Below are 21,161 nucleotides of genomic sequence, written 5' to 3'. Positions count from 1 at the left end.
TCGGTCAGCCGACCGCGATCTCCACATTCCACGCACCCGAGGTCGTCCGCCCCGTCACCTTCACCCGGACCCTCTCTCCCGGCACCGTGAACGTCTCGCCGACGCCGGCCGGGGCGTCCGCGAGGGGTGGGTAGACGGAGTTCTCCCAGCAGGCCTCGGTGCGGGGGTGGGCGTCGACGACCTGGACGGGGCCGCCGCCGGACGCGGCGCCGCTGTGGACGCGGTAGACGAGCACGCCCTGTCGGCACACGGCCGCGTCGGCGCCCAGCGCCCCGCGGGCCTCGAAGGCGAGCGCGCTGTCGGATCCGGTGCGGACGACCGCGAGCCTGGTGCCGCGTCCGAGTCCGAAGATCCCTGCGTTGGCGGGACCGGCCTCCAGCGGTTCCAGCGTCAGGCGCGTCGGCTTCGGTCCCCGTACGCACGCCACCTGCCGCCGTTCCAGCCAGCCCAGCTTCCATTTGTGCCAGGCGAACAGGTCGGGGGCGAGCCCGAACTGGCTGCCCATCAGGTCCCAGTCGCCGACGTAGGTGTCCCAGTCGCCCTTGCCGTCCATGGGCCGGTGGTAGAGGTCCGGCAGGTCGAAGACGTGCCCGGTCTCGTGGGCCAGGACCAGCCGGTCCGGGGGGTGCTTCTCGAAGACGGTGACGACCCGGCGGACGTCCGTGCCGTCGGCGCGCAGCGGCACGTCCAGGTTGACGACCTTCGTGGCGTCCGAGTCGACGCCGGGCGCGTCCGGGTCGGCGACGAAGTAGACGACGTCGTAGCGCGAGAAGTCGACCTGGCGGTCGGCCGCGGCGAGCGCGTCGTGCAGATAGGCGGCCCGGTCCGCGGGCTTCCAGTCGCGCTGTATGGCGTACGCCGTCGACGGGCGCGGCATCCGGATCCACTGCCGCAGCGGGTGCGGGCGCAGCGTGAAGCGGCCGTAGGAGGCGCGCTCGAAGAAGTCCGTGGTGGCCGGGAAGTGATCGGCGGTCAGCTCGGCGGGCGTGGTCATCGGCCGGGCGTCCGGGAAGGACAGGAAGACCATCACCGCGCCGAGGGAGCGGGCCGGGCGCGGATAAGCCGTGTTCCAGGTGTCGACACCCTCCGAGTGGTGGGCCTCGGTGCGTTCCAGGGTGCAGGGCGCCGAGGAGAAGGGTTCGGCGACCGAGGGACCGGTGACGAGGGAGGTGGCGGCGAGGGCCGTCATCGTGGTGAACACGGCCGCGGTGCTGCGCAGTCGGGGGCGCGGAAGGGTGCGCGGAAACAGGCGCGGCAACGGGACCTCCGGGAGCGGTTCGCGGGACACCGCTCCCAGACTGTGCGTGTTTGCGGTAATACGTCCTGTTTATCTGCACCGGACGAGTGAGTTGGCGTGACCTGCCAAAGCGGCCGACACCCCCGAATCGCTCACGGAACGTCACAAGCGATCCTGGAGCCGAAGAACCCGTCCAGCTGCGGGCAGAAACGATCTGCCAGAAGGGGTTGCCGGTCCGCGAGACTGGGCAATGGCTGGAAGGGCCTGGGGGCAGCCTCTATGATCGGCACACTTTCCTGCGCGGACAGCGATCGAGTGCACTGCGGGAGCTAGCGGTGAACGGAACGTCCGAAGGGCCGGCGCCCGCGGCAGACCTCGACGGGTCAGCCGTAACAGAGAGTGACATCACGACAGCTGCTGGTACCGGGGCACCGGCACACCGTGCGGCCTTCGCGGCAGCGCCGCTGGCCATGGCGGTGGTGGACCGCGAGGGCACGGTCGTCGACGCCAACGCCTCCTTCGGCGAGTTGCTGGGCGCCGTACCGGAGGAGTTGGCCGGGGCGGCCGCCGCGGATCTGGTGGACCTTGCCTCGGACGCCCGTACCTGGCACGCCTATCGCGAGGTGCTGCGCGGCCGACAGGCGAAGCTGCGCTGCAAACGGCGGCTGAAGCATCCCGACGGGCACTCCATGTGGGCGCAGATCACGATCACTCCGTTGGCCGACGGGATGCCAGGGGTGCTGCTGTCCGTCGCCGACATCACCGCCCGGCGGGAACTCCAGGCGCGGCTGCGGCACTTGCAGATGCACGACCCGGTGACCCGGCTGCCCAACCGCACGCTGTTCTTCGAGCGGCTGACGGCCGCCCTTGAGCCGGAGTCGTGCGAACAGGGCGGCACGGGCCGCATCGGCCTGTGCTATCTGGACCTGGACGGCTTCCAGGCCGTCAACGACACCCTCGGCCACCGGGTCGGCGACCGGCTGCTCGCCGCCGTCGCCGAGCGCCTGACACGCTGTGCGGACGAGGCGGGCCACGGCCGGGCGACGGCTCCGCTGGTGGCGCGGCTGGGCGGCGACGAGTTCGCGCTGCTCGTCGAGGACTCCACGGGCACCGAGCAGCTCGCCGACCTCGCCGAGTCGCTGCTGAAGGCGATCCAGGCGCCCTTCGACGTCTCCGGCAACCGTATGTCGGTGTCGGCGTCGATCGGGGTCGTCGAGCGGCAGGCGGCGGGCACCTCGGCGACGGGTCTGATGCAGGCCGCCGACACCACGCTGTACTGGGCCAAGGCCGACGGCCGGGATCGCTGGACCCTCTTCGACCCCGAGCGCAACGCCCACCGGGTGACCCGCCAGGCGCTCGCCTCCACGCTCCGCCCGGCCATCGAGCGCGGCGAGTTCCAGCTGGAGTACCAGCCGCTGGTGGGCATGGAGGACGGGCGGCTGCGCGGGGTCGAGGCGCTGGTGCGCTGGAACCACCCGCAGTTCGGGATGCTGACGCCGAATCGGTTCATCGCACTGGCCGAGGAGGACGGCTCGATCGTCCCGCTGGGCCGCTGGGTCCTGGTCACCGCCTGCCGCCAGGCCCGGCAGTGGCAGCTGGACCACCCCGACGAGCCGCCGATCTTCGTCAGCGTCAACGTGGCGGTCCGTCAGGTGTGGGACTCCGACCTGGTCGCGGACGTGGCGAAGACCCTCGCGGAGACCGGCCTCGCCCCGCACCTCCTCCAGCTCGAACTCACCGAGTCCGCGGTGATGGGCTCGGCGGGCCGTCCGCTGCAGGCCCTTCAGGCCCTCAGTGACATGGGCGTCGGGATCGCGATCGACGACTTCGGCACCGGTTACTCGAACCTCGCGTACCTGAGCCGCCTGCCGGTGTCCGTCCTGAAGCTGGACGGCTCCTTCGTGCGCGGCTTCCAGTACGAGGGGGAGGGCGTCGCTCCGAACCCGGCCGACGAGGTCGTCGTCGAGGCGATGATCCAGCTGGCCCACCGCCTCGGCCTCACCGTCACCGCGGAGTGCGTCGAGACCTCGGCCCAGGCCACCCGGCTGCGCCGCATCGGCTGCGACACCGGCCAGGGGTGGCTGTACTCACGGCCGGTGTCGCCGGATCGTATCTCCGGGTTGATGCGGGTGCAGGCGTAGGCGCTCCGCAGGGGGTGCCGCGGTGTGCCGTCGAGCGTCCGCGGGGATGTCGTGGCTGGTCGCGCTCACGCGGCGGAGCCGCAGGTCGATACAGCCCCGCGTCCCTTCAGGGCGCTGCCGAACCGCGGCGGACGTCGCCCGACCCGCTCAGCCGGCCGTCGGCAGCCCGTAGGCGTCCGCGACGAGTTCGTACGAGCGCAGGCGTACGTCGCCGCCGTGGGCGTTGCCCGTGAGCATCAGTTCGTCGGCGCCGGTGCGCTTGTGGAGGTCGTCGAGGCCGGAGCGGACCTCGTCCGGGGTGCCGTGGATGACGTTGGCGTTCCAGGAGGCGGCGAACTCCTCCTCCATGGGGCTGAACTCGTACGCCTCGGCCTCCTCGGGGGTGGGGACCAGGCCGGGGCGGCCGGTGCGCAGGCGGATCATGCTGAGCGCGGCGGCGCGGACCTGGCGGCGGGCCTCCTTCTCGTCGTCGGTGGCGAGGGCGGAGACGCCGATGAGGGCGTACGGCTCGTCGAGGACCGCGGAGGGCCGGAAGGACTCCCGGTAGAGGTCGAGGGCCGGGACGGTGTTCTGCGCCGAGAAGTGGTGCGCGAAGGCGAAGGGCAGACCGAGGCTGCCGGCCAGGCGGGCGCTGAAGCCGGAGGAGCCGAGCAGCCAGACCGGCGGGCGGTGCGGGGACTGCACGCCGCCGGGTGAGGTCGCCTGGACGGGGCCGGGTACCGCGTGGATACGGCGGTAGCGGTGGCCGTCAGGGAAGTCGTCGTCCAGGAAGCGGATGAGCTCGGCGAGCTGCTCGGGGAAGTCGTCGGCACCCTCGTGGAGGCGCTCGCTGCGGCGCAGGGCGGCGGCGGTGGCGCCGTCCGTGCCCGGTGCCCGGCCGAGGCCCAGGTCGATACGGCCCGGGGCCATCGCCTCCAGGGTGCCGAACTGCTCCGCGATCACCAGCGGGGCGTGGTTGGGGAGCATGACACCGCCGGAACCGAGCCGGATGCGGCTGGTGCGGGCGGCGAGGTGGGCCAGGATCACCGCGGGCGAGGAGGAGGCCACGCCCGGCATGGAGTGGTGCTCGGCGACCCAGTAGCGGTGGTAGCCGCGGGCCTCCGTGAGCTCGGCGATGGCGACGCTGGTGCGCAGGGCGTCGGTGGCCGTGCGTCCGGCACCTACGGTGACCAGGTCCAGTACGGAGAGGGGTACGGGGGCAGTGCCCTGTGCGGTACCCCGGATCTCGTCTTCCGCCACGGTGGGCTCCTCCTGTGTTCCTGTGTGTCGCCGTGCGCTGTCGCTCCCGAGGTAACAGGGGAATGTCCCCGGTTGTTCCCGGGGGTTCCGGGAGGCGAGGCGTCGCGGCGGATCCACGACGTCCTACGGAGCGTCATGTTCCGTATCCCGCAAGGGAGTTCGCCGCTTGGGAAAGAGGTGCCCGGGTACCCGAAATGCCCCGATACCCAAACGGAGGCAGACTCCATGACGCGCTCGAAGACACCGCGAACGCAAGGGCCGGGCACCCTCGAACCCGGCACCAGACAACGCGACCAGCTGTCCATCCGTATCGCCGACACCGCGTGGACCGCGCTGTGTGTCGTGGCCGGCCTGTGGGCGGTCCTGACCTGCGTCGACGCAGTGCGCGGCACGGGCTCGTGGGCGTACTGCGCCGTGGCCCTCGTCCTGCTCGCCCTCGGTCTGACGATGCGGATCCTCGGCATCCGCCGCCGGGCCCGTACCCGGCTGTGAGGGGGAACGCCGTGGACCGCGTCAATGACCTGCTCAGCAGGCATCTGTGGCTTCAGTACCTGCTGTCCGTGCTGGCCGCTTCCGCCCTGGTCCTGCTGCTGTTCCCCGGGCGGTCGCCCGCCTCGGTCCTGGCGCGCATGGCCTTTACCGCACTCGGCGGGATCGTCGTCGTGGCCGTCGTGCGCCGCAAGGAGAAGCGGGCCGCCGGATCGACGGACAGTCTCGTCGTACTGGACCGCAAGCTGCGCCGGGGCGAGGTCCCCACCGCGCCCGAGGAGCGGCAGGCCATGCGTGACCTGGTCGAACAGCGCCTGCACCGCTCCCGCCATCGCGTCGCGGCCCAGATCTTCCTCGTCCTGCTGTTCGGTACCGTCGTGGTGCTGACGGCCCTGACCGCGGAGCTGCGGCAGACCCTCGGCTTCGCCGTGTTCAGCGTTGTCTTCGTGGGCTGGCTCGTCCTCTACGGCAACCTCCAGCACCGGCGGCTGCGCACGATGCGCGCGGCGCTCACCGCCGGGGCGGATCAGGACCGGGGGTGGGGAGTGGCCGGTGACGGCGGTGGACCGTCGGCGGTGAACCACCGGTGACGGCGGTGGACCGTCGGCGGTGGGCACCTGAACCCGGCGACGGACGGTCCGCGGTGCGCACCTGAACCCGGCGACGGACCGTCGGCGGTGCGCTTGGACTCGGTGCGGGCGCCGCAGGCGCGCCGGCGGACACGGCCCACAGATGCGTGGGCCGGCACGTCCTCTACGGCCACGTCCTCTACGGCCACCTCCAGCACCGCCGACTGCGCACCAAGCCACCCGTGACGGCGACGGACCGTCGGTGGTGCGCCCCGGACTCGGTGGCCGGCGCCGCAGGCGCACCGCCGGACACGGCCACGAAGACCCGCGGCGAGTCCGGCGGGCGCGTCCGCCTCATACCTGGACGATCGGCTCCTTGGTGAACAGCGCGCCCAGTGTCGGCGCGTTCACCCTGCGGTCGGCCAGGCGCAGCGCCTCCCAGACGGTGACCTGGTTCGCGGTGAGGACCGGCTTGCCGAGTTCCTTCTCCAGGGCCGGGATGTGGGTGGCCGTGTGGAGGGCCGTGTCCGGGAGGAGGACCGCCTCGGCGTCCGGGGTGTCGGCCGCCCGGGCCAGCGTGAAGACCTCCTCCTCGCCCCAGGTGCCGACCTCCGCGGCGGTGATGATCCCGGCGCCGCGGACCTGGAGGACCTCGATACCGCCCGCCCGCAGGAAATCGGCGAACAGGCCCGCCACGTCGTCCGGGTAGGTCGCCGCGACCGCCACCCGCCCGGCCCCGATCTCCTGGGCCGCGTGCACGAAGGCGAACGACGTCGAGGAGGCGGGCAGGCCGGCCGTGCGGGCCAGGGTGCGGACCTGTTCGTGGGCGCCCTCCCAGCCGTGGACGAAACTGCCGCTGGTACAGGCCCAGACGACGGACTCGGCACCCGTCATGCGCAGTTCCTCGACGCCCGCGGCGAGCCGCGCGGCCGAGCCCATCTCCAGCAGGGCGTCCACGCGGTGGGCGTCCGTGCCGATGTCGGTGTGGACGACGTCGAGGCGGATGTCGCTGCCCAGGAGCTGTTCGATGCGCGGGTAGTCGTCCTCGGCGGAGTGGCCCGGGTAGAGGAATCCGAGTGCGGTCATGTCCAGCCTTCCTGCTGCTGTTCTCCGTCCGGCAGTTCCCGGACTTCCGGCAGACCCGGAATCTCCGGGCGCACGGGACCGGACCTCGCCGCCGGGTCGATCAGCGCCTGGTACGGTCCCACGGCTCGGGTACCCAGTCGGCGCAACGCCGCCCACATGGTCACCTGGTTGGCCGAGATCACCGGGATGCGCAGTTCCGCCTCCAGTTGCGGGATGACGTCGTACGTCGGCAGGTTGGTGCAGCTGATGAACAGCGCCTGGGCGTCGGCCCGTACGGCCTTGTGGGCCATCTCGGAGACCTGGCGGTAGGGCACCTTCCAGATGTGCCGGGTCAGACCCATGTAGGCGCACCCGGTGACCGAGACGCCCGCCTCGGCGACGTACTCCTCCAGCGACCTGGTCACCGACACGGTGTACGGCGTCACCAACGCGACCCGGCGTACGTCGAGCTCGGCGAGGGCGTCCAGGAGGGCGCCGGACGTGGTCAGGGACGGGACCGCGCCCGCCCTGGTCATGGCCGCGCACATGGCGCGTTCCCCGGCGATCCCGCCGACGAAGCTGCCGGAGGTGCAGGCGTAGGCGACGACCTCGGGGGCGATGGCGTTGAGCGTGCGCACGGCGTCGTGCAGGGTCTCGTGCTCGCTGACCAGACGGGCCAGGTCGAGACTGACCTCGACGGGGACGTACGGGGTGCGGGTCAGATGGAGCGAGATCTCGTCGGGGACCCAGCGCCACAGCTCACGGTCGAGCGCGAAGTCGAAGGGGGCGACGACACCGACACCGCGCTGCGGGCGCGGACCACCTAGAAAGGAAACGTCCATGGCAGGGACCGGCCTCACGGTGGGAGACGGGGGGACAGCGGAACGTGCACAACGCCCGTGTTGACGAAGGTAGGTTCGGGTGCGAGCGTGGTCAATCCGCCCATGTCACGCTCACGTCACGCCGGAGTTGCCACCGGCGTCCCCGCCCACGTCAGACGCTCGGCCGCGGTGCGGAAACCGGCGGAAAAAGGTCGGTCACCCCGCCTGGATGTGCAGAACCCGGCCGCGCGGCTCTCCGTAGAAACGGTGCCTCGATGTCCGTCCCCACCCTCCTCGTCCTCGACGCCGATCCCCTGCCACGCCTCGGAAAGCTCACCGGCCGGGCCCGGATCGAGCACGCGGACGCGACCACGCTCGCCGAACGGCTGCCGTTCGCCGATGTGCTGCTGGTCTGGGACTTCACCTCGACCGCGGTGCGTGACGCGTGGCCGGGCGAGGGCCCGCGGCCGCGCTGGGTGCACACGGCGAGCGCGGGCGTGGACCACCTGATGTGCCCCGAACTCGCCGCCTCCGACACGAGGGTGACCAACGCGCGCGGTGTCTTCGACCAGCCGATCGCCGAGTACGTGGCAGCGCTGGTCCTGACCATGGCCAAGGACCTGCCCCGCACCCTGGAACTCCAGCGGGAGGGCGTGTGGCGGCACCGGGAGTCCCAGCGGGTGGCCGGCACGCGCGCGTGCGTGGTCGGTTCGGGGCCCATCGGCCGGGCGATCGTCGCCACCCTGAAGGCGCTCGGCATCACCACCGCCCTCGTCGGCCGCCGCTCCCGCACCGGGATCCACGGCCCCGACGACCTCGACCGGCTGATGGCCCGCGCCGACTGGGTGATCGCGGCCGCACCGCTCACCGCGGACACGAAGGGCATGTTCGACGCCCGGCGCTTCGGGATGATGCAGCCCTCGGCCCGGTTCATCAACATCGGCCGCGGTCAGCTGGTCGTGGAGGACGCGCTGGTGGAGGCGGTGTCCAAGCGGTGGATCGCCGGTGCCGCCCTCGACGTCTTCGACACCGAACCCCTGCCGCCCGACAGCCCGTTGTGGCAGGTCCCGGGGCTGATCGTGTCCCCGCACATGAGCGGCGACACGATCGGCTGGCGCGATGAACTCGGCACGCAGTTCGTGGAGATGTACGAGCGCTGGGCCGCGGGCCGAGCACTGACGAACGTGGTCGACAAGCAACGCGGGTATGTCCCAGGGCACTGAACGTCGAACGGAGGGACAGCACATGCAGGACCTCTCGGAACTGACCGCCGTACAACTCGTCGAGGGCTACCGCAAGGGCGAGTTCAGCCCCGTCGAGTCCACCCGGGCGGCCCTGGATCGGGCCGAGGAGATCCAGCCCGAGGTGAATGCATTCGTCCGTGTCACCGGCGAGGAGGCCCTGGCACAGGCCCGCGCCTCGGCCGACCGGTGGCGGCGCGGCGAGCCGTCCGGCGCGGTGGACGGGGTGCCGGTCACGGTGAAGGACATCCTCCTGATGCGCGGAGCGCCCACCCTCAAAGGCTCCAAGACGATCCCGGAGTCCGGCCGTTGGGACGAGGACGCCCCGTCCGTCGCCCGACTGCGCGAACAGGGTGCCGTCTTCCTCGGCAAGACCACCACCCCCGAGTTCGGCTGGAAGGGCGTGACGGACTCCCCGCTGTCGGGCGTGACCCGCAATCCGTACGACCCGACGCGCACCACGGGCGGCTCCAGCGGGGGTGCGGCCGCGGCCGTGGCGCTCGGGGCCGGGCCGCTCGCGCTCGGCACCGACGGTGGGGGCAGTGTCCGTATCCCGGCCGCGTTCTGCGGGATCTTCGCGCTGAAGCCGACGTACGGGCGGGTGCCGCTGTACCCGGCGAGCGCGTTCGGCACGCTCGCCCATGTGGGCCCGATGACCCGGGACGCGGCGGACGCGGCGCTGCTGCTGGACGTGATCGGGGTGCCGGACTCCCGCGACTGGTCGGCGCTGGGCCCGGCATCCGGTCCGTATACGGCGGCTCTGCGGGGCGGGGTGCGGGGCCTGCGGATCGCGTACTCGCCGTCCCTCGGCGGCCAGGTCGCCGTACAGCCCGGGGTCGCGGCCGCGGTCCGCCGTGCCGTGGAACGCCTCGCCGAACTGGGCGCGTACGTCACCGAGGCCGACCCCGACTTCACCGACCCGGTGGACGCCTTCCACACCCTGTGGTTCAGCGGGGCGGCCCGGGTGACCCAGCATCTGGGGCCGCACCAACGCGAGTTGCTGGATCCCGGGCTCCGTGAGATCTGCGGTCAGGGGGCGCGGTACAGCGCGCTGGACTACCTCGCCGCGGTGGACGTCCGGATGGAACTCGGCCGCCGCATGGGCCGTTTCCACGACTCCTACGACCTGCTGGTCACCCCGACGCTCCCGATCACCGCGTTCGAGGCGGGCACCGAGGTCCCGAAGGGCTCGGGCCACCGCCGCTGGACGGGGTGGACGCCGTTCACGTACCCCTTCAACATGACGCAGCAGCCGGCGGCGAGCGTCCCCGTCGGCACGGACGGCGACGGGCTGCCGGTGGGACTCCAACTCGTGGCGGCCCGGCACCGGGACGACCTGGTGCTGCGGGCGGCTCACGCCCTGTACGGGACGGGAGCCGCGGGGATCGCGCCGTCCGCCTAGGCCCGGCTGAAACGCAGGCTCTCGCCGAGGGCGCCCGCCCGCCAGAGGTCGTTGCAGCCCTCGGCCAGGGCGTCCAGGCCCTCCACCACCTGCCCCCACACGATGCCCGGCACCCAGCCCACATCGCCGTTCAGGAGCAGGTTGTTGCGTTCGTAGAAGAGGGCCAGGTCGACGAGTGTCGCGCCCGCGTCGACCTCGCGGTCGTAGCCGTGGGACTTGGTGCCGAGCTGGGCGCCCGCGAAGGAGAAATAGCAGAGATCGCCGGGTATGGGGGTGATGGTCGGATTCTCCAGGGGTGGCTCTGTTTCCGCGAAAGGCGGGAAAAGGGCGTAGATCTCGTTGCGTGCGTACTTTGCGTGATAGACGTCGCCGGCGAGCGGGAGGGCGTTCCACACGGCCGCGCAGGTGATCGGCGCGCGGTCGTCGAGGAGCTTTGCGGTCGCGGTGATCCCGCGCTTGACCAGCGAGACTTCGATGTAGCGGTCAGCCATGCATTCCATGGTCCCCCGCCGGTCAAGAGGGCCTTCGTGCGGAACGGGGCTCAAATCGATCTGCATAAGTCGCATTCGGTCGGGTAGCCGCGCCGCCATGGCTCCACCACTGGAACATGGCATACACACCTCCTCCGGAACCACACGCCGGTCGCTGCTCGCGGGGGTGGCGGCGGCCGGAGTGCTCGGCGTGTCCGGGTGCTCGCGCGTGGCGACCGCTTCGACCACGAACGGCGGCGACCTCCTCGACCGGCTGAGGGCAGCCGGTGTCGTACGGCTGGGAATCGCCGGTGAGATCCCCTTCGGGTACATCGACAAGAACGGCGAACTGACGGGCGAGGCGCCCGAGTTGGCCTCGGCCATCTTCAAGCGGCTCGGGGTGGACCGGGTGCAGCCCGTGCCGACGGACTTCGGCTCACTCATCCCGGGGCTGAAGTCGCAGCAGTTCGATGTCGTCGCCGCCGGGATGTATGTGACACCCGAGCGCTGCCAACAGGTCATCTTCGCCGACCCCGACTACCAGATCCAGGACTCCTTCGTCGTGAAGAAGGGCAATCCGCTGGGCCTGCACAACTACGAGGACGTCGTACGGAAGAAGGCGAGGTTCTGCACCTCGACCGGGAACGCGCAGATCGGGTACGTCGTCGAGGCGGGGTACAAGGAGAGCGACATCCTGCTGGTCCCCGACCAGGTGGCGGGCCTGAACGCCGTGGAGGCGGGGCGGGCCGACGTGTTCGCCGGTACCGCGGTCACCACCCGTGCGGTGGTGAAGAAGTCCCGCAAGGCCGAGGCGACGAAACCGTTCTCCGCGATCGTGGACGGGAAGCCGCACATCGACGGCGGCGCGTTCGCCTTCCGGCCGACCGAGACGAATCTGCGGGACGCCTTCAACGTCGAACTGCACGCGCTGAAGAAGAGCGGGGAGGTGCTCCGGATCCTGCGACCCTTCGGCTTCACGGAGACGGAGATGACGACCCTCACCGCGAAGGAGCTGTGCGCGGGAGGAGGCGCCGTATGACCTCGGGATTGTGGGAACTCGTCCTCAGGGGCGTCTGGACGACGGTCCAACTGCTGGTGTTCAGCGCACTGCTGGCCACCGCCGTGTCCTTCATCGTCGGGATCGCGCGCACCCACCGGCTGTGGATCGTCCGCTTCCTCGCGGGCTTCTACACCGAGGTGTTCCGCGGGACCTCGGCACTCGTGATGATCTTCTGGGTGTTCTTCGTGCTGCCGCCTGCCTTCGGCTGGCAGCTGGTGCCGATGTGGGCGGGCACGCTCGCGCTCGGGCTGACCTACGGGGCGTACGGCTCTGAGATCGTGCGCGGAGGACTCCAGGCGGTCGATCCGGCGCAGCAGGAGGGCGGCATCGCGCTGAGCTTCACGCCCTGGCAGCGGCTCAGGCTGATCCTGCTGCCGCAGGCGGTGCCGGAGATGATCCCGACCTTCTCCAACCTGCTGATCGAGCTGCTCAAGGGCACCGCGCTGGTGTCCGTGATGGGCATGGGCGACCTGGCCTTCAGCGGCAACCTCGTACGGCTCGCGCTTCAGGAGAGCGCGGAGATCTACACGTACGTCCTGCTCATCTACTTCGTGATCGCCTTCCTGCTGACCCGCCTGATGCGCGGCCTGGAGAAGAAGCTGAAGGCGGGCGTCGGCAAGGCGCCCACCCGCGAGGTCAAGGTGCCTGAGACCGTGGGGAGTGGTGTCGCGTGACCTGGGACTGGAATGCCGTCGCCGACTTCATGCCGAGTTTCTGGGACGGGCTGCTCGTCACCCTTCAGGCCCTCGTCCTCGGCTCGCTGATCTCCTTCGTGCTCGGACTCGTCTGGGCGCTGCTCATGAGGGTGCCGAGCCGCTGGGTGCGCTGGCCGGTGTCGGTGGTCACGGAGTTCGTGCGCAACACCCCGCTGCTGGTCCAGCTGTTCTTCCTGTTCTACGTGCTGCCCGAGTGGGGCCTGACCCTCTCCGCGATGACCACCGGCGTCCTCACCATCGGGCTGCACTACTCGACGTACACCATGCAGGTCTACCGGGCCGGCATCGAGGCGGTGCCGGTCGGCCAGTGGGAGGCCGCGACGGCGCTGAACCTGCCGCGCGTCAGGACCTGGCAGGTGGTGATCCTGCCACAGGCGATCCGGCGGGTGGTCCCGGCGCTCGGAAACTACGTCACCGCGATGCTCAAGGACACGCCGATGCTCATGGCGATCACGGTGCTGGAGATGCTCGGACAGGCCCGGAACTTCTCGCAGCAGCACTTCGAGTTCACCGAGCCCCTGACGGTGATCGGCGTGGCCTTCATTCTCGTCTCCTACCTGGCCTCCCTTCTCCTGCGATCCCTGGAGCGACGTCTTGTCCGCTGACACCCCCCTGATGAAAGACTCCGACGCGAACACCAACCCGCCGGTGGACGGCAGCGAACTGATCCGCTTCGAGAACGTGACCAAGCGCTTCGGGTCGAACACGGTCCTGGACCGGCTGGACTTCTCCGTCGACTCCGGCAAGCACGTGACGCTGATCGGTCCCTCCGGGTCCGGCAAGACCACGATCCTGCGGATGCTGATGACGCTGACCAAGCCCGACGAGGGCACGGTCACCGTCGACGGCGAGAAGCTGTTCCCCGCGCCGGAGAAGCAGCTCCGCGAGGTGCGCAAGAAGATCGGGATGGTCTTCCAGCAGTTCAACCTGTTCCCGAACATGTCGGTGCTCAGGAACATCACCGAGGCGCCGGTCACCGTCCTCGGCATGTCCAAGGACGAGGCGGAGGCACGCGCGCGTGACCTGCTCGACCTGGTGGGGCTCGCCGACAAGTGCGACGCCCGGCCGACGCAGCTGTCCGGCGGGCAGCAGCAGCGGGTGGCGATCGCGCGGGCGCTCGCGATGCGGCCGCAGGTGCTGCTGCTGGACGAGGTGACCTCCGCGCTCGACCCCGAGCTGGTCGCCGGCGTCCTCGACGTGCTGCGGGACATCGCCCGCACCACCGACATCACGATGCTCTGCGTGACCCATGAGATGAACTTCGCCCGGGACATCTCCGACCAGGTCCTGATGTTCGACTCGGGCCGCATCATCGAGTCGGGAGCCCCGGAGAAGATCTTCAGCGACCCGGAGCAGGACCGGACCCGGGAATTTCTCAGCGCGGTGCTGTGACTACAAGAGGTGAACGACGTTCAATGTTCGAGGTCCCGGACCCGGGTCATGTCGTTGGCATATGCCAGCGTGTCAGCGCCCCTGCTGAGAGCCCCGACCCGGGGACGGAATCTCGTCAACAGCCGCTCACTACCAGCCTTTTGACGGTTATCGTGGAAGGGATCGCTTTCCGGATTACTGCCCAGTAGTAGTGCACGAGCGAGCCGCAGGGGGAACCACCGTGGCGCTGAAGCACGAGCCGACCGCGCCGTACCACTCGGCCCAGGACGCACTGCGCGTCCTGGAGACGGTGGCGCGGCACACCACCGGAGTCACCGACGCCGAACTCGCCCGTACCACCGGCCTCGACCCCGAGCGGCTGACCACGCTCCTGAGGATGCTGCGCCGCGAGGGGTACGTCGAGCAGGTCGCCGACGGCGCGTATGTGACGGGGGCGGCCCTGACCAGGCTGAGCTCCGCCCACGGCCGCGACCAGGCGCTGCGCGAGAAGCTCCAGCGCACCCTCGACGAGCTGCGCGACTCCATCGGTGCGGCCGTCTACATCAGCCGGTACGTCGACGGCGAGGTCACCATCGCCCAGTACGCCGACGGTCCCGCGACCCCGGCGGTCAACGAGTGGGTGGACTTCCGCTCCTCCGCCCACGCGACCGCCCTCGGCAAGAGCCTGCTCAGCCAGCTCGACCACAACGGCCGCCGCGACCATCTCTCCCGGCACCGGATGACGCGCCTCACCTCGCGCACCATCACCAACGACAAGCTCCTGCTCTCCCGCCTGGAGGCCCAGCCGCCGACCGTCCCCCACCTCGACCTGCAGGAGTACGCGGTGGGCACGGTGTGCGCGGCGGTGCCGATCACGGCGGGGTCGCTGGTGGGATGCCTCGCACTGTCGTTGCCGGTCCAGCAGGCGCATCGGCTGCGCGCGGCGACGGACCGTCTGAACAAGGGGGCGGCACCGGTTCTCCTGTCACTGGCGATCTAGGAGGTCGTCCGTCGCCTTCGGGCCTGTGGGGGCTGATCGCGCCCACAGGCCCGCCCCCCTGGGTGGGACCGCTCGCCCGTGGTCAGAAGCACCCCCTCCGACCGGGTAGTATTTTCTCTGTCGCCAGCCGCCGAGAGGTGGACGGCGAGAGTCATGCGCCGCTAGCTCAGTTGGTTAGAGCAGCTGACTCTTAATCAGCGGGTCCGGGGTTCGAGTCCCTGGCGGCGCACCGGTGAAGGGCCTCTCGTGGGAGCGAGGGGCCCTTCGGCGTATCCCGGGGTGCCGAGAAGGCGGCCGGGGGTCTGGGGGTTGCCCCCAGAAGACGCAGCATCAGCGGGTCCGGGGTTCGAGTCCCTGGCGGCGCACCGGTGAAGGGCCCTTCGTGGGAGCGAAGGGCCCTTCGGCGTTTTCGCGGACCCACACCGGGTCACCGCAGTCGACCCCCTCCTTCCTGAGCCGCGCCCGGTTGATCTTGTTCGTCGCCGTGACCGGCATCCGCTCCACCACCCGTACGAACCGGGGCGCCATCTTCGTCCCCAGATCCGGCTGGCGGCGCAGAAACTCGGCGAAGTCCTGCGGCGAGAAGCTCCCGGCGATCGTCGCCATGACCTGGTCGCCGGTCACCGGATCCGGCACCGCGTACACGGCGACGGCGTCCGCCCCCTCGTACCGCGCGAGGATGTTCTCGATCATCGCGGCGGCCAGGTTCTCGCCGTCGACCCGGATCCGGTCGTCGGTACGGCCGGCGAAGTACAGGTAGTCGTCACGGTCCCGGTAGAAGAGGTCGCCGGTCCAGTACCAGCCGCCCCGGAGCCGCTCGGCCTCCGCCTCCGCGTTGCGCCAGTACCCCTCGAAGGGGTTCGGCCCCTGGTTCACCAGCTCCCCAATCGCCTCGTCCCCGTTCAGCAGCCGCCCGGCCGCGTCGAACACGGCCGGCGGGCACTCCGCACGCGTCTCCTGATCCAGTACGACGAGCCCCGGCCCCGCCCGCCCCACCGCACCCTGAGGAGTCCCCGGCGCCCACTGGATCGCCGCCCCGCCCTCGGAGGACCCGTACCCCTCCACCAGCCGCACCCCGAACCGCCGCTCGAAGGCCGCCGCGTCCACGGCACCCGCCTCCGTGCCGAAGCCGAGCCGCAGCGGGTTGTCCCGGTCGTCCTCGCGCGGCTCGGTGGCGAGGACGTACTGGATCGCCCGGCCCACATAGGTGAAGTACGTCGCCCCGTACTGCCGTACGTCCGTCAGGAACCCCGACGCCGAGAACCTCCGCCGCAGCGCGACCCCGGCCCCGCTCGCCAGCGCGGGCGCCCAGTCGGCGATCACCGCGTTGCCGTGGAACATCGGCATGCAGACGTAGTGCACCCCGTCCGGACCGAGCCGGAACTGGTCGGCCAGGGAACGCCCGGCTGCGGCCAGTCGGCCCTGGGAGCACAGCGCGGCCTTGGGGGCGCCGGTGGAGCCGGAGGTGAAGTAGAGGAGGAGACGGTCCTCGGGGGTGGCGCGGGAGGCGTCCGGTTCGGCACCGGCGTAGGGCGCGAGCAGGGTGTCGTACTCCTCGGTGCCGGTCACCAGGAGGCGGACGCCGGGCAGGTCGAGGCCCCGTAGCAAGGGGAGTCGGGACGGTTCGGTGATCAGCAGCCGGCACTCGGTGTGCAGGATGTCGCGGGCGAGTTCGGGGCCCCGGCGGGTGGGGTTGATGCCGGCGACGGCCGCGCGGGCGACGGCGGCCGCGCTCAACCACAACGGATACTCAGAGGTGTTGTCGAGAAGGACCCCGATGTGGGCGCCGGGTGGCAGCAGGTCGGTGAGCAGCGCCGCCCGGACGGCGGCACCCGCGGCCACCTCGTGATGGGTGAGCCTGTCCCCCTCGAACCACAGCCCGGGCCGGTGGTCACCCCACCGTCCGGCGACGAGCTCCGCGACCGTACGCCTCCTGGAGTCCATGGAGGCGTACGGTAATTGACGAGTCGTCAGATGTGGAGAGCCGGGGGCCTGTGACTGGGCTGTCCACAGCTCGCGTGGGGAAGCCGGCTCAGAACGTGACGTCCGAGCAGGCGTAGAACGCGTTCGTCGTGTCGGCCACTGTCCACACCGCGACGATGACGTGCCGTCCGCTGAGCCCGGACGGCAGGGTGCCGCTGTGGGAGAGGGTGGAGGGAGGTCGCTGGCCGTTGTAGGGGACGGTCAGGAACGGGGTGAGGGTGAGGTCGGAGCGGGCCAGGTTGTGGTTCTGGTTCCAGCCCGCCTTGGTGACGTAGTACTTGAAGTCGGTCGTCGCGTGCATCGCGGTGAACTGCCAGCGGAACGTGTAGCTCTGACCGCCCGTCACCTTCGTCGCGGGCCAGGCGGTGCCCGAGGGCGTCCGCGGCGCGCTGAGTTGGCTGAAGCGGCTCACGCCGCCGTTGCATATCTGACCGTCGGCCGGTCCGGAGGCCGGGAAGCCCTTGAGGCCCTCGACGCTCTGCGGCTCCCACTGGATGTCGCCGCAGTTCGTGACGGTGCCGTTCTGGCAGAGCTTCTGCCTGCTGACGGGGAGGTCGGTGTAGCCGTGGCTGCTGGCGCCGCCGGAGGAGAGCACGACGGCTCCGGTGGTGGCGAGGCCCACCACGGCGGCGTACCACTTGGTCTTTCTGCGCATGCTGCCGCTCCTGGAGAACGTGGGGGATGTTCCGTGAGGCGTGCAGGTCTAGACCAAGTCTCAGATTATTACCGTGCGTTGAACATGTCCATACCAACTACGCCCCTTGTTCTCCGCGCCCCGAGCAGAACGCCACCGTCAAGTCCTTCACCAGCGCCTTGCGTTCGTAGTCGTCCAGCTCCACCAGGCCGCGCATGGTCAGCCGAGTCACCGTGTCCTCCACCGAGTCCACGACCGACGTCAGCATGCTCGCCCGGTGCTGGGCGTCCAGTGCGGCGATGCGGCGGCGGTGCATCGCGGCGGCGACCTCCGGGGCGTACTCGACCCGCAGCGGCTGGACGGAGAACACCTCGACGCCGACGGGCGCGGTCTCCGCGGCCACCAGCCGGGTCAGCGCCTCGCCCGCCGCGTCGGCCGACCCCCGGCCGGAGCCCGGCGCCTCCACCGGGATACGGGCCAGGGCGGCCTCGACGCACTCGCGCAGATACGTCTCGTGGTCGTCGACGCCCAGCGTGGCCCGCGCGGTGTCCCGCACCCGCCACACCACCAGGACGACGACCCTGAGCGCGACCCCGCTCGCGTCGGCGGCCGGCATCGGCTCGCCGCGCCAGTGCCGCAGCCGTACGTCGACCCGCCGGCGCAGGAGGAGGGGGTTGACCCACATGAGGCCGGTGCGCCGGACGGTGCCCCGGTAGCGGCCGAACAGGCCGAGCACCCAGGCGCGTCCGGTGCGGCCCCGGGCCAGGCCGCCGAAGCCGAACAGACCGAGGGCGCCGGCCCCGGCGTACGCGGCCCACTGCACCGGACCGAGGCCCGCTCCCGCGTACGACGGCAGCCGCAGCGCCTCCGACGCGAGCGGCGGCAGCACGCCCGCCCACCAGGAGGTGACCGCGCACCCGGCCAGACCGCAGGCGCCGGCGAGGACGCCGGCCGAGCCCGGCAGCACCCGAGCCGGGCGTTCGGCGAGTTCGGGGTCGACCTCGGGGGCGGGGCGGCGGGCGGCCTGGGCCGGCCTGCGCAGGCGGGGCTGCTCCCCGGTGCCCTGTCGGCGGGCCACCACCGCGGGCTTCAGCGGCACCGACACCGGGTCCGGTTCGTCACGGAACAGCAGGTGGACCGGGATCTCGGTGGTCACCTCGTTCTGGATGAGCCGCGCGGGGCGGGCGTGCCCCTCGGACTCCGGTGTGGGTGAAGTGGTCGTGCTCATGCGTGTCTCCAGCCTCCGCGCCAGATGTCACAACAGGTGATGACGAGCCGGGTGGTCACCCGTCAGGTCTACGAGAAGAGCCGTCGCCAGGTCTCCGGCCCCGGGTAGCCGTCCGCCGCGCCGCCCCGCCAGCCCTGGGCGCGCTGGAAGGCCTCCACGTTGCGCCGGTCCGGCTCGCCCCAGCGGGGTCCCGGACCGGTCGTGTAGTACTTGCCGAATCCTTTCTTCAGCAGTTGCTTCCCGAGTTGGGTGACGTACTTGTTGGTCGCGCCGGGCCGGAACATCGCGCGCCCCGGGTAGCCGGGGACGCCGTGCGAGGAGGGCGGTCCCGGTGCCGGCGGGATGGCCGCTCCCGCGTCGATGTCCTTGCCGCCCCCGGTGATCAGCAGCGTCCAGGTCTGCCGCCCCGGCATCCCGTCCGCGTCCCCGCCCCGCCAGCCCTGCGCCCGCTGGAACGCCTGGGTGGCCCTGCGGTCAGCGTCCGTCCAGCGGGGGCCGGGCCCGGAGGTGTAGTAGCGCCCGGCGCCGCGCTCGACGAGCATGCGGCCGAGCTGGGTGACGTACTTGTTGTTGGCGCCGGGGCCGAAGTAGGCGGCTCCCGGGTAGGACGTCACGTCCGGCGCCTCCGGTTTGCCGGAGTCCGGCTCCGGCTCCGGCTTCGGCTCCGGCTCCGGCTCGGTGCCCGGGGTGCCGGCCGCGAGCCCCTTGTACCGGTAGGCGACGTACCGGTTCGCGTGGCTCCAGTAGGCGTACGGGGTGGCCTGCTTGCGGGCGTGGGGGCGGGTCTCCTCGTAGGCGAGGTAGTAGGTGTGCGTGTAGTCCGTCCAGCCGCCGAAGATGACGACGTGGGAGCCCTGCTCGGGGTCCGCGGGGTTGTGGAAGAGCAGGATGTCGCCGGGCTGGAGGTCGTCCTTGGCGATCCGCATGCCGTACTTGTCGAGGCTGCCCGTCCACTCGTTGCCCGGCAGGTTCCAGGCCATGGACACGAAGCCCGAGCAGTCCTGGCGGTAGCCGTCGCCCCAGTACGCGGACATGCTGTACGGCACCCTCGCGGCGACCCACTGTTTGGCGCGCGTGATGATGTCGGCGCGAGTGGTGGGCGGGGTTTTGACGCCGGCCGGTCTGCCGCCCGCGCCGTGCAGCGGGGCCTTGTCGCCCTGCGGGGTGTCGGGCTCGTCCGCGGGGGCGCCGGGGCGGGCGGGGGCGTGGGGGGCGGCGAAGGCGGGGGCCGCGTGGACCGCGCCGAGGGCGGTGGTGGCCGCGGCGGCGATGATCACGGCCCGGGCGGCCGCGGGGTGACCTGCGGTCGGCCTGGGGAGGACACGGCGCCAGTGGAGGCATCCGGGGCAGTCGCAGTCGTTCGCGGGATCGATGTCCTCGAATACCGGAGTCTCCATGCGACGCCCCTCACACCCCAGATCGAAATGTCTGCAAATGTGCACATTGGTCATTTTCTCAACTGTCGCCCGGACGCGCATGCTGACGGTCCGAATGATGTACGGCACGTCTCGGGGGCGTTTCGGGGCACCCTCCCGGGTCGGGTAGAGTCGTGCAGGTCAGCAGGCGCCGCTAGCTCAGTTGGTTAGAGCAGCTGACTCTTAATCAGCGGGTCCGGGGTTCGAGTCCCTGGCGGCGCACGACACCGAAGGCCTCCCGTGGAAGCGGGGGGCCTTCGGCGTTCAGGGGGGCGGGGGTTCCGCCGGGAGGCCGGGGGTTCCGCCGGGAGGCCGGGGGTTCCGCCGGGAGGCCGGGGGTTCCGCCGGGAGGCCGGGGGTTCCGCCGGGAGGCCGGGGGTTCCGTCGGCAGTCCGGGGGTTCCGCCGGAAGGCCAGGGGTTCCGCCGGAGAGCCGGGGGTTCCGCCGGAAGGCCAGGGGTTCCGCCGGAAGGCCAGGGGTTCCGCCGGAAGGCCAGGGATTCCGCCGGAAGGCCAGGGATTCCGCCGGAAGGCCAGGGATTCCGCCGGAAGGCCAGGGATTCCGCCGGAAGGCCAGGCGTTCCGCCGGAAGGCCAGGGATTCCGCCGGAAGGCCAGGGATTCCGCCGGCAGGGCGGGCGTTCCGCCGGGAGGCCAGGGGTTCCGTCGGAGGGCCGGGTTGCCCCCGGGCAGGCGCAGCATCAGTGGGGCCGGGGTTCGAGTCGTTGGCGGCGTACCGACAGCGAAGGGCTTCCGTGGGAGCGGGAGTCTTCGGTGTTCAGGGGGCTTCTGTGAAGCAGGGGGCCTTCCTGCCGGGAGGGGGCTGAACCGGGGCGGATCTGTGTCCGTATGGATGTCCACAACGACTCCACAAGGCCCCCACAGGCGCCACAATGAACGCGTATGACCGGTAAACACCGCGTTTCGCATCTTGCGATCATGATGAGCACCGTAGAACCCTGGTTTTCAAGATGCTGCGGATACGTGGCAGTTGGGGGGCAAGGAGCCGGTTGCCGGTGTTGCGGGGAAAGGGGGCCCCGCCGCAGAGGACGCCGAGGGGGGCGTCCTGCAACCGGAGGTCG

At 71.1% G+C, this 21,161-nt stretch carries 19 protein-coding genes and 2 tRNA genes; 12 read left to right on the top strand and 9 right to left on the bottom strand.

Annotated features, from left to right (window positions below):
• Positions 1-4 precede the first annotated feature (4 nt).
• Positions 5-1,288 carry a M6 family metalloprotease domain-containing protein gene (locus AB0D34_RS31485; RefSeq protein ID WP_362667583.1) on the bottom strand — a complete coding sequence of 428 codons (1,284 nt, stop codon included), beginning with the start codon at positions 1,286-1,288 and terminating at the stop codon, positions 5-7.
• Positions 1,289-1,572: 284 nt separating this feature from the next.
• Here AB0D34_RS31485 and AB0D34_RS31480 point away from each other — a divergent pair, with 284 nt between their 5' ends.
• Complete coding sequence (locus tag AB0D34_RS31480; RefSeq protein ID WP_362667580.1) at positions 1,573-3,378, top strand: EAL domain-containing protein; 1,806 nt, start codon at positions 1,573-1,575, stop codon at positions 3,376-3,378.
• A 147-nt stretch (positions 3,379-3,525) separates the two neighbouring features.
• Here the strand turns inward: AB0D34_RS31480 and AB0D34_RS31475 are convergent, their stop codons facing one another.
• Positions 3,526-4,617 (bottom strand): LLM class flavin-dependent oxidoreductase, encoded by a 1,092-nt coding sequence (locus AB0D34_RS31475; RefSeq protein ID WP_362667578.1) that lies wholly within the window; start codon positions 4,615-4,617, stop codon positions 3,526-3,528.
• A 225-nt stretch (positions 4,618-4,842) separates the two neighbouring features.
• Here AB0D34_RS31475 and AB0D34_RS31470 point away from each other — a divergent pair, with 225 nt between their 5' ends.
• Positions 4,843-5,109 carry a hypothetical protein gene (locus tag AB0D34_RS31470; RefSeq protein WP_362667575.1) on the top strand — a complete coding sequence of 89 codons (267 nt, stop codon included), beginning with the start codon at positions 4,843-4,845 and terminating at the stop codon, positions 5,107-5,109.
• An 11-nt stretch (positions 5,110-5,120) separates the two neighbouring features.
• Positions 5,121-5,696, top strand: a complete 576-nt coding sequence (locus AB0D34_RS31465) for a hypothetical protein (protein WP_362667572.1) — start codon at positions 5,121-5,123, stop codon at positions 5,694-5,696.
• A 333-nt stretch (positions 5,697-6,029) separates the two neighbouring features.
• Here the strand turns inward: AB0D34_RS31465 and AB0D34_RS31460 are convergent, their stop codons facing one another.
• Positions 6,030-6,761 carry a decarboxylase gene (locus AB0D34_RS31460; protein WP_362667570.1) on the bottom strand — a complete coding sequence of 244 codons (732 nt, stop codon included), beginning with the start codon at positions 6,759-6,761 and terminating at the stop codon, positions 6,030-6,032.
• Positions 6,758-7,582, bottom strand: a complete 825-nt coding sequence (locus AB0D34_RS31455) for an aspartate/glutamate racemase family protein (protein WP_362667568.1) — start codon at positions 7,580-7,582, stop codon at positions 6,758-6,760. The genes AB0D34_RS31460 and AB0D34_RS31455 overlap by 4 nt, the downstream gene beginning before the upstream one ends.
• A gap of 254 nt (positions 7,583-7,836) precedes the next feature.
• On the opposite strand from AB0D34_RS31455, the gene AB0D34_RS31450 reads away from it, so the two are divergent.
• Positions 7,837-8,784 carry a D-2-hydroxyacid dehydrogenase gene (locus AB0D34_RS31450; protein ID WP_362667566.1) on the top strand — a complete coding sequence of 316 codons (948 nt, stop codon included), beginning with the start codon at positions 7,837-7,839 and terminating at the stop codon, positions 8,782-8,784.
• Between the two features lie 22 nt (positions 8,785-8,806).
• Positions 8,807-10,204, top strand: coding sequence for an amidase (locus tag AB0D34_RS31445; protein WP_362667563.1), 1,398 nt, complete (start codon positions 8,807-8,809; stop codon positions 10,202-10,204).
• Here the strand turns inward: AB0D34_RS31445 and AB0D34_RS31440 are convergent.
• Positions 10,201-10,695: a DUF3830 family protein gene (locus AB0D34_RS31440; protein ID WP_362667560.1), complete on the bottom strand. Its 495-nt coding sequence runs from the start codon at positions 10,693-10,695 to the stop codon at positions 10,201-10,203. The two genes, AB0D34_RS31445 and AB0D34_RS31440, sit on opposite strands and share 4 nt — an antisense overlap.
• Positions 10,696-10,792: 97 nt before the next feature.
• On the opposite strand from AB0D34_RS31440, the gene ehuB reads away from it, so the two are divergent.
• From ehuB to AB0D34_RS31410, 6 genes are all read left to right on the top strand, one after another.
• Positions 10,793-11,713, top strand: a complete 921-nt coding sequence (gene ehuB, locus AB0D34_RS31435; protein WP_362667558.1) for an ectoine/hydroxyectoine ABC transporter substrate-binding protein EhuB — start codon at positions 10,793-10,795, stop codon at positions 11,711-11,713.
• Positions 11,710-12,408: an ectoine/hydroxyectoine ABC transporter permease subunit EhuC gene (gene ehuC, locus AB0D34_RS31430; RefSeq protein ID WP_362667555.1), complete on the top strand. Its 699-nt coding sequence runs from the start codon at positions 11,710-11,712 to the stop codon at positions 12,406-12,408. The genes ehuB and ehuC overlap by 4 nt, the downstream gene beginning before the upstream one ends.
• Positions 12,405-13,055 carry an ectoine/hydroxyectoine ABC transporter permease subunit EhuD gene (gene ehuD, locus AB0D34_RS31425; protein ID WP_362667553.1) on the top strand — a complete coding sequence of 217 codons (651 nt, stop codon included), beginning with the start codon at positions 12,405-12,407 and terminating at the stop codon, positions 13,053-13,055. The genes ehuC and ehuD overlap by 4 nt, the downstream gene beginning before the upstream one ends.
• 10 nt (positions 13,056-13,065) lie before the next feature.
• The gene (gene ehuA, locus AB0D34_RS31420) at positions 13,066-13,842 is read left to right on the top strand and encodes an ectoine/hydroxyectoine ABC transporter ATP-binding protein EhuA (protein ID WP_362667551.1); all 777 of its coding nucleotides are present in this window, start codon (positions 13,066-13,068) and stop codon (positions 13,840-13,842) included.
• 220 nt (positions 13,843-14,062) lie between these two features.
• Entirely contained in the window at positions 14,063-14,821 is a 759-nt protein-coding gene (locus AB0D34_RS31415; protein ID WP_362667549.1) for an IclR family transcriptional regulator C-terminal domain-containing protein, read from the top strand.
• A gap of 155 nt (positions 14,822-14,976) precedes the next feature.
• Positions 14,977-15,050, top strand: a tRNA-Lys gene (locus AB0D34_RS31410).
• Between the two features lie 101 nt (positions 15,051-15,151).
• On the opposite strand, the gene AB0D34_RS31405 is transcribed toward AB0D34_RS31410, so the two are convergent.
• The 4 genes from AB0D34_RS31405 to AB0D34_RS31390 form a co-directional block, all read right to left on the bottom strand.
• The gene (locus AB0D34_RS31405; RefSeq protein WP_362667546.1) at positions 15,152-16,765 is read right to left on the bottom strand and encodes a long-chain-fatty-acid--CoA ligase; all 1,614 of its coding nucleotides are present in this window, start codon (positions 16,763-16,765) and stop codon (positions 15,152-15,154) included.
• 88 nt (positions 16,766-16,853) lie between these two features.
• On the bottom strand, positions 16,854-17,459 hold the full coding sequence (locus tag AB0D34_RS31400) for a lytic polysaccharide monooxygenase (protein WP_362667543.1): 606 nt from the start codon (positions 17,457-17,459) through the stop codon (positions 16,854-16,856).
• A 97-nt stretch (positions 17,460-17,556) separates the two neighbouring features.
• A complete protein-coding gene (locus AB0D34_RS31395; RefSeq protein ID WP_362667541.1) occupies positions 17,557-18,666 on the bottom strand; it encodes an SPFH domain-containing protein in 1,110 nt (369 codons plus the stop codon).
• Between the two features lie 68 nt (positions 18,667-18,734).
• Entirely contained in the window at positions 18,735-20,063 is a 1,329-nt protein-coding gene (locus AB0D34_RS31390; RefSeq protein WP_362667539.1) for a peptidoglycan-binding protein, read from the bottom strand.
• 166 nt (positions 20,064-20,229) lie between these two features.
• On the opposite strand from AB0D34_RS31390, the gene AB0D34_RS31385 reads away from it, so the two are divergent.
• Positions 20,230-20,303: transfer RNA gene (locus tag AB0D34_RS31385), tRNA-Lys, on the top strand.
• Positions 20,304-21,161: the final 858 nt, after the last annotated feature.

Origin of the sequence: Streptomyces sp. NPDC048420, from assembly GCF_040651535.1 — a bacterium.
Taxonomy (GTDB): Bacteria; Actinomycetota; Actinomycetes; order Streptomycetales; family Streptomycetaceae; genus Streptomyces.
The sequence above is the reverse complement of the archived record's forward strand: the minus strand, read 5'-3'. Positions and strand labels throughout refer to the sequence as shown.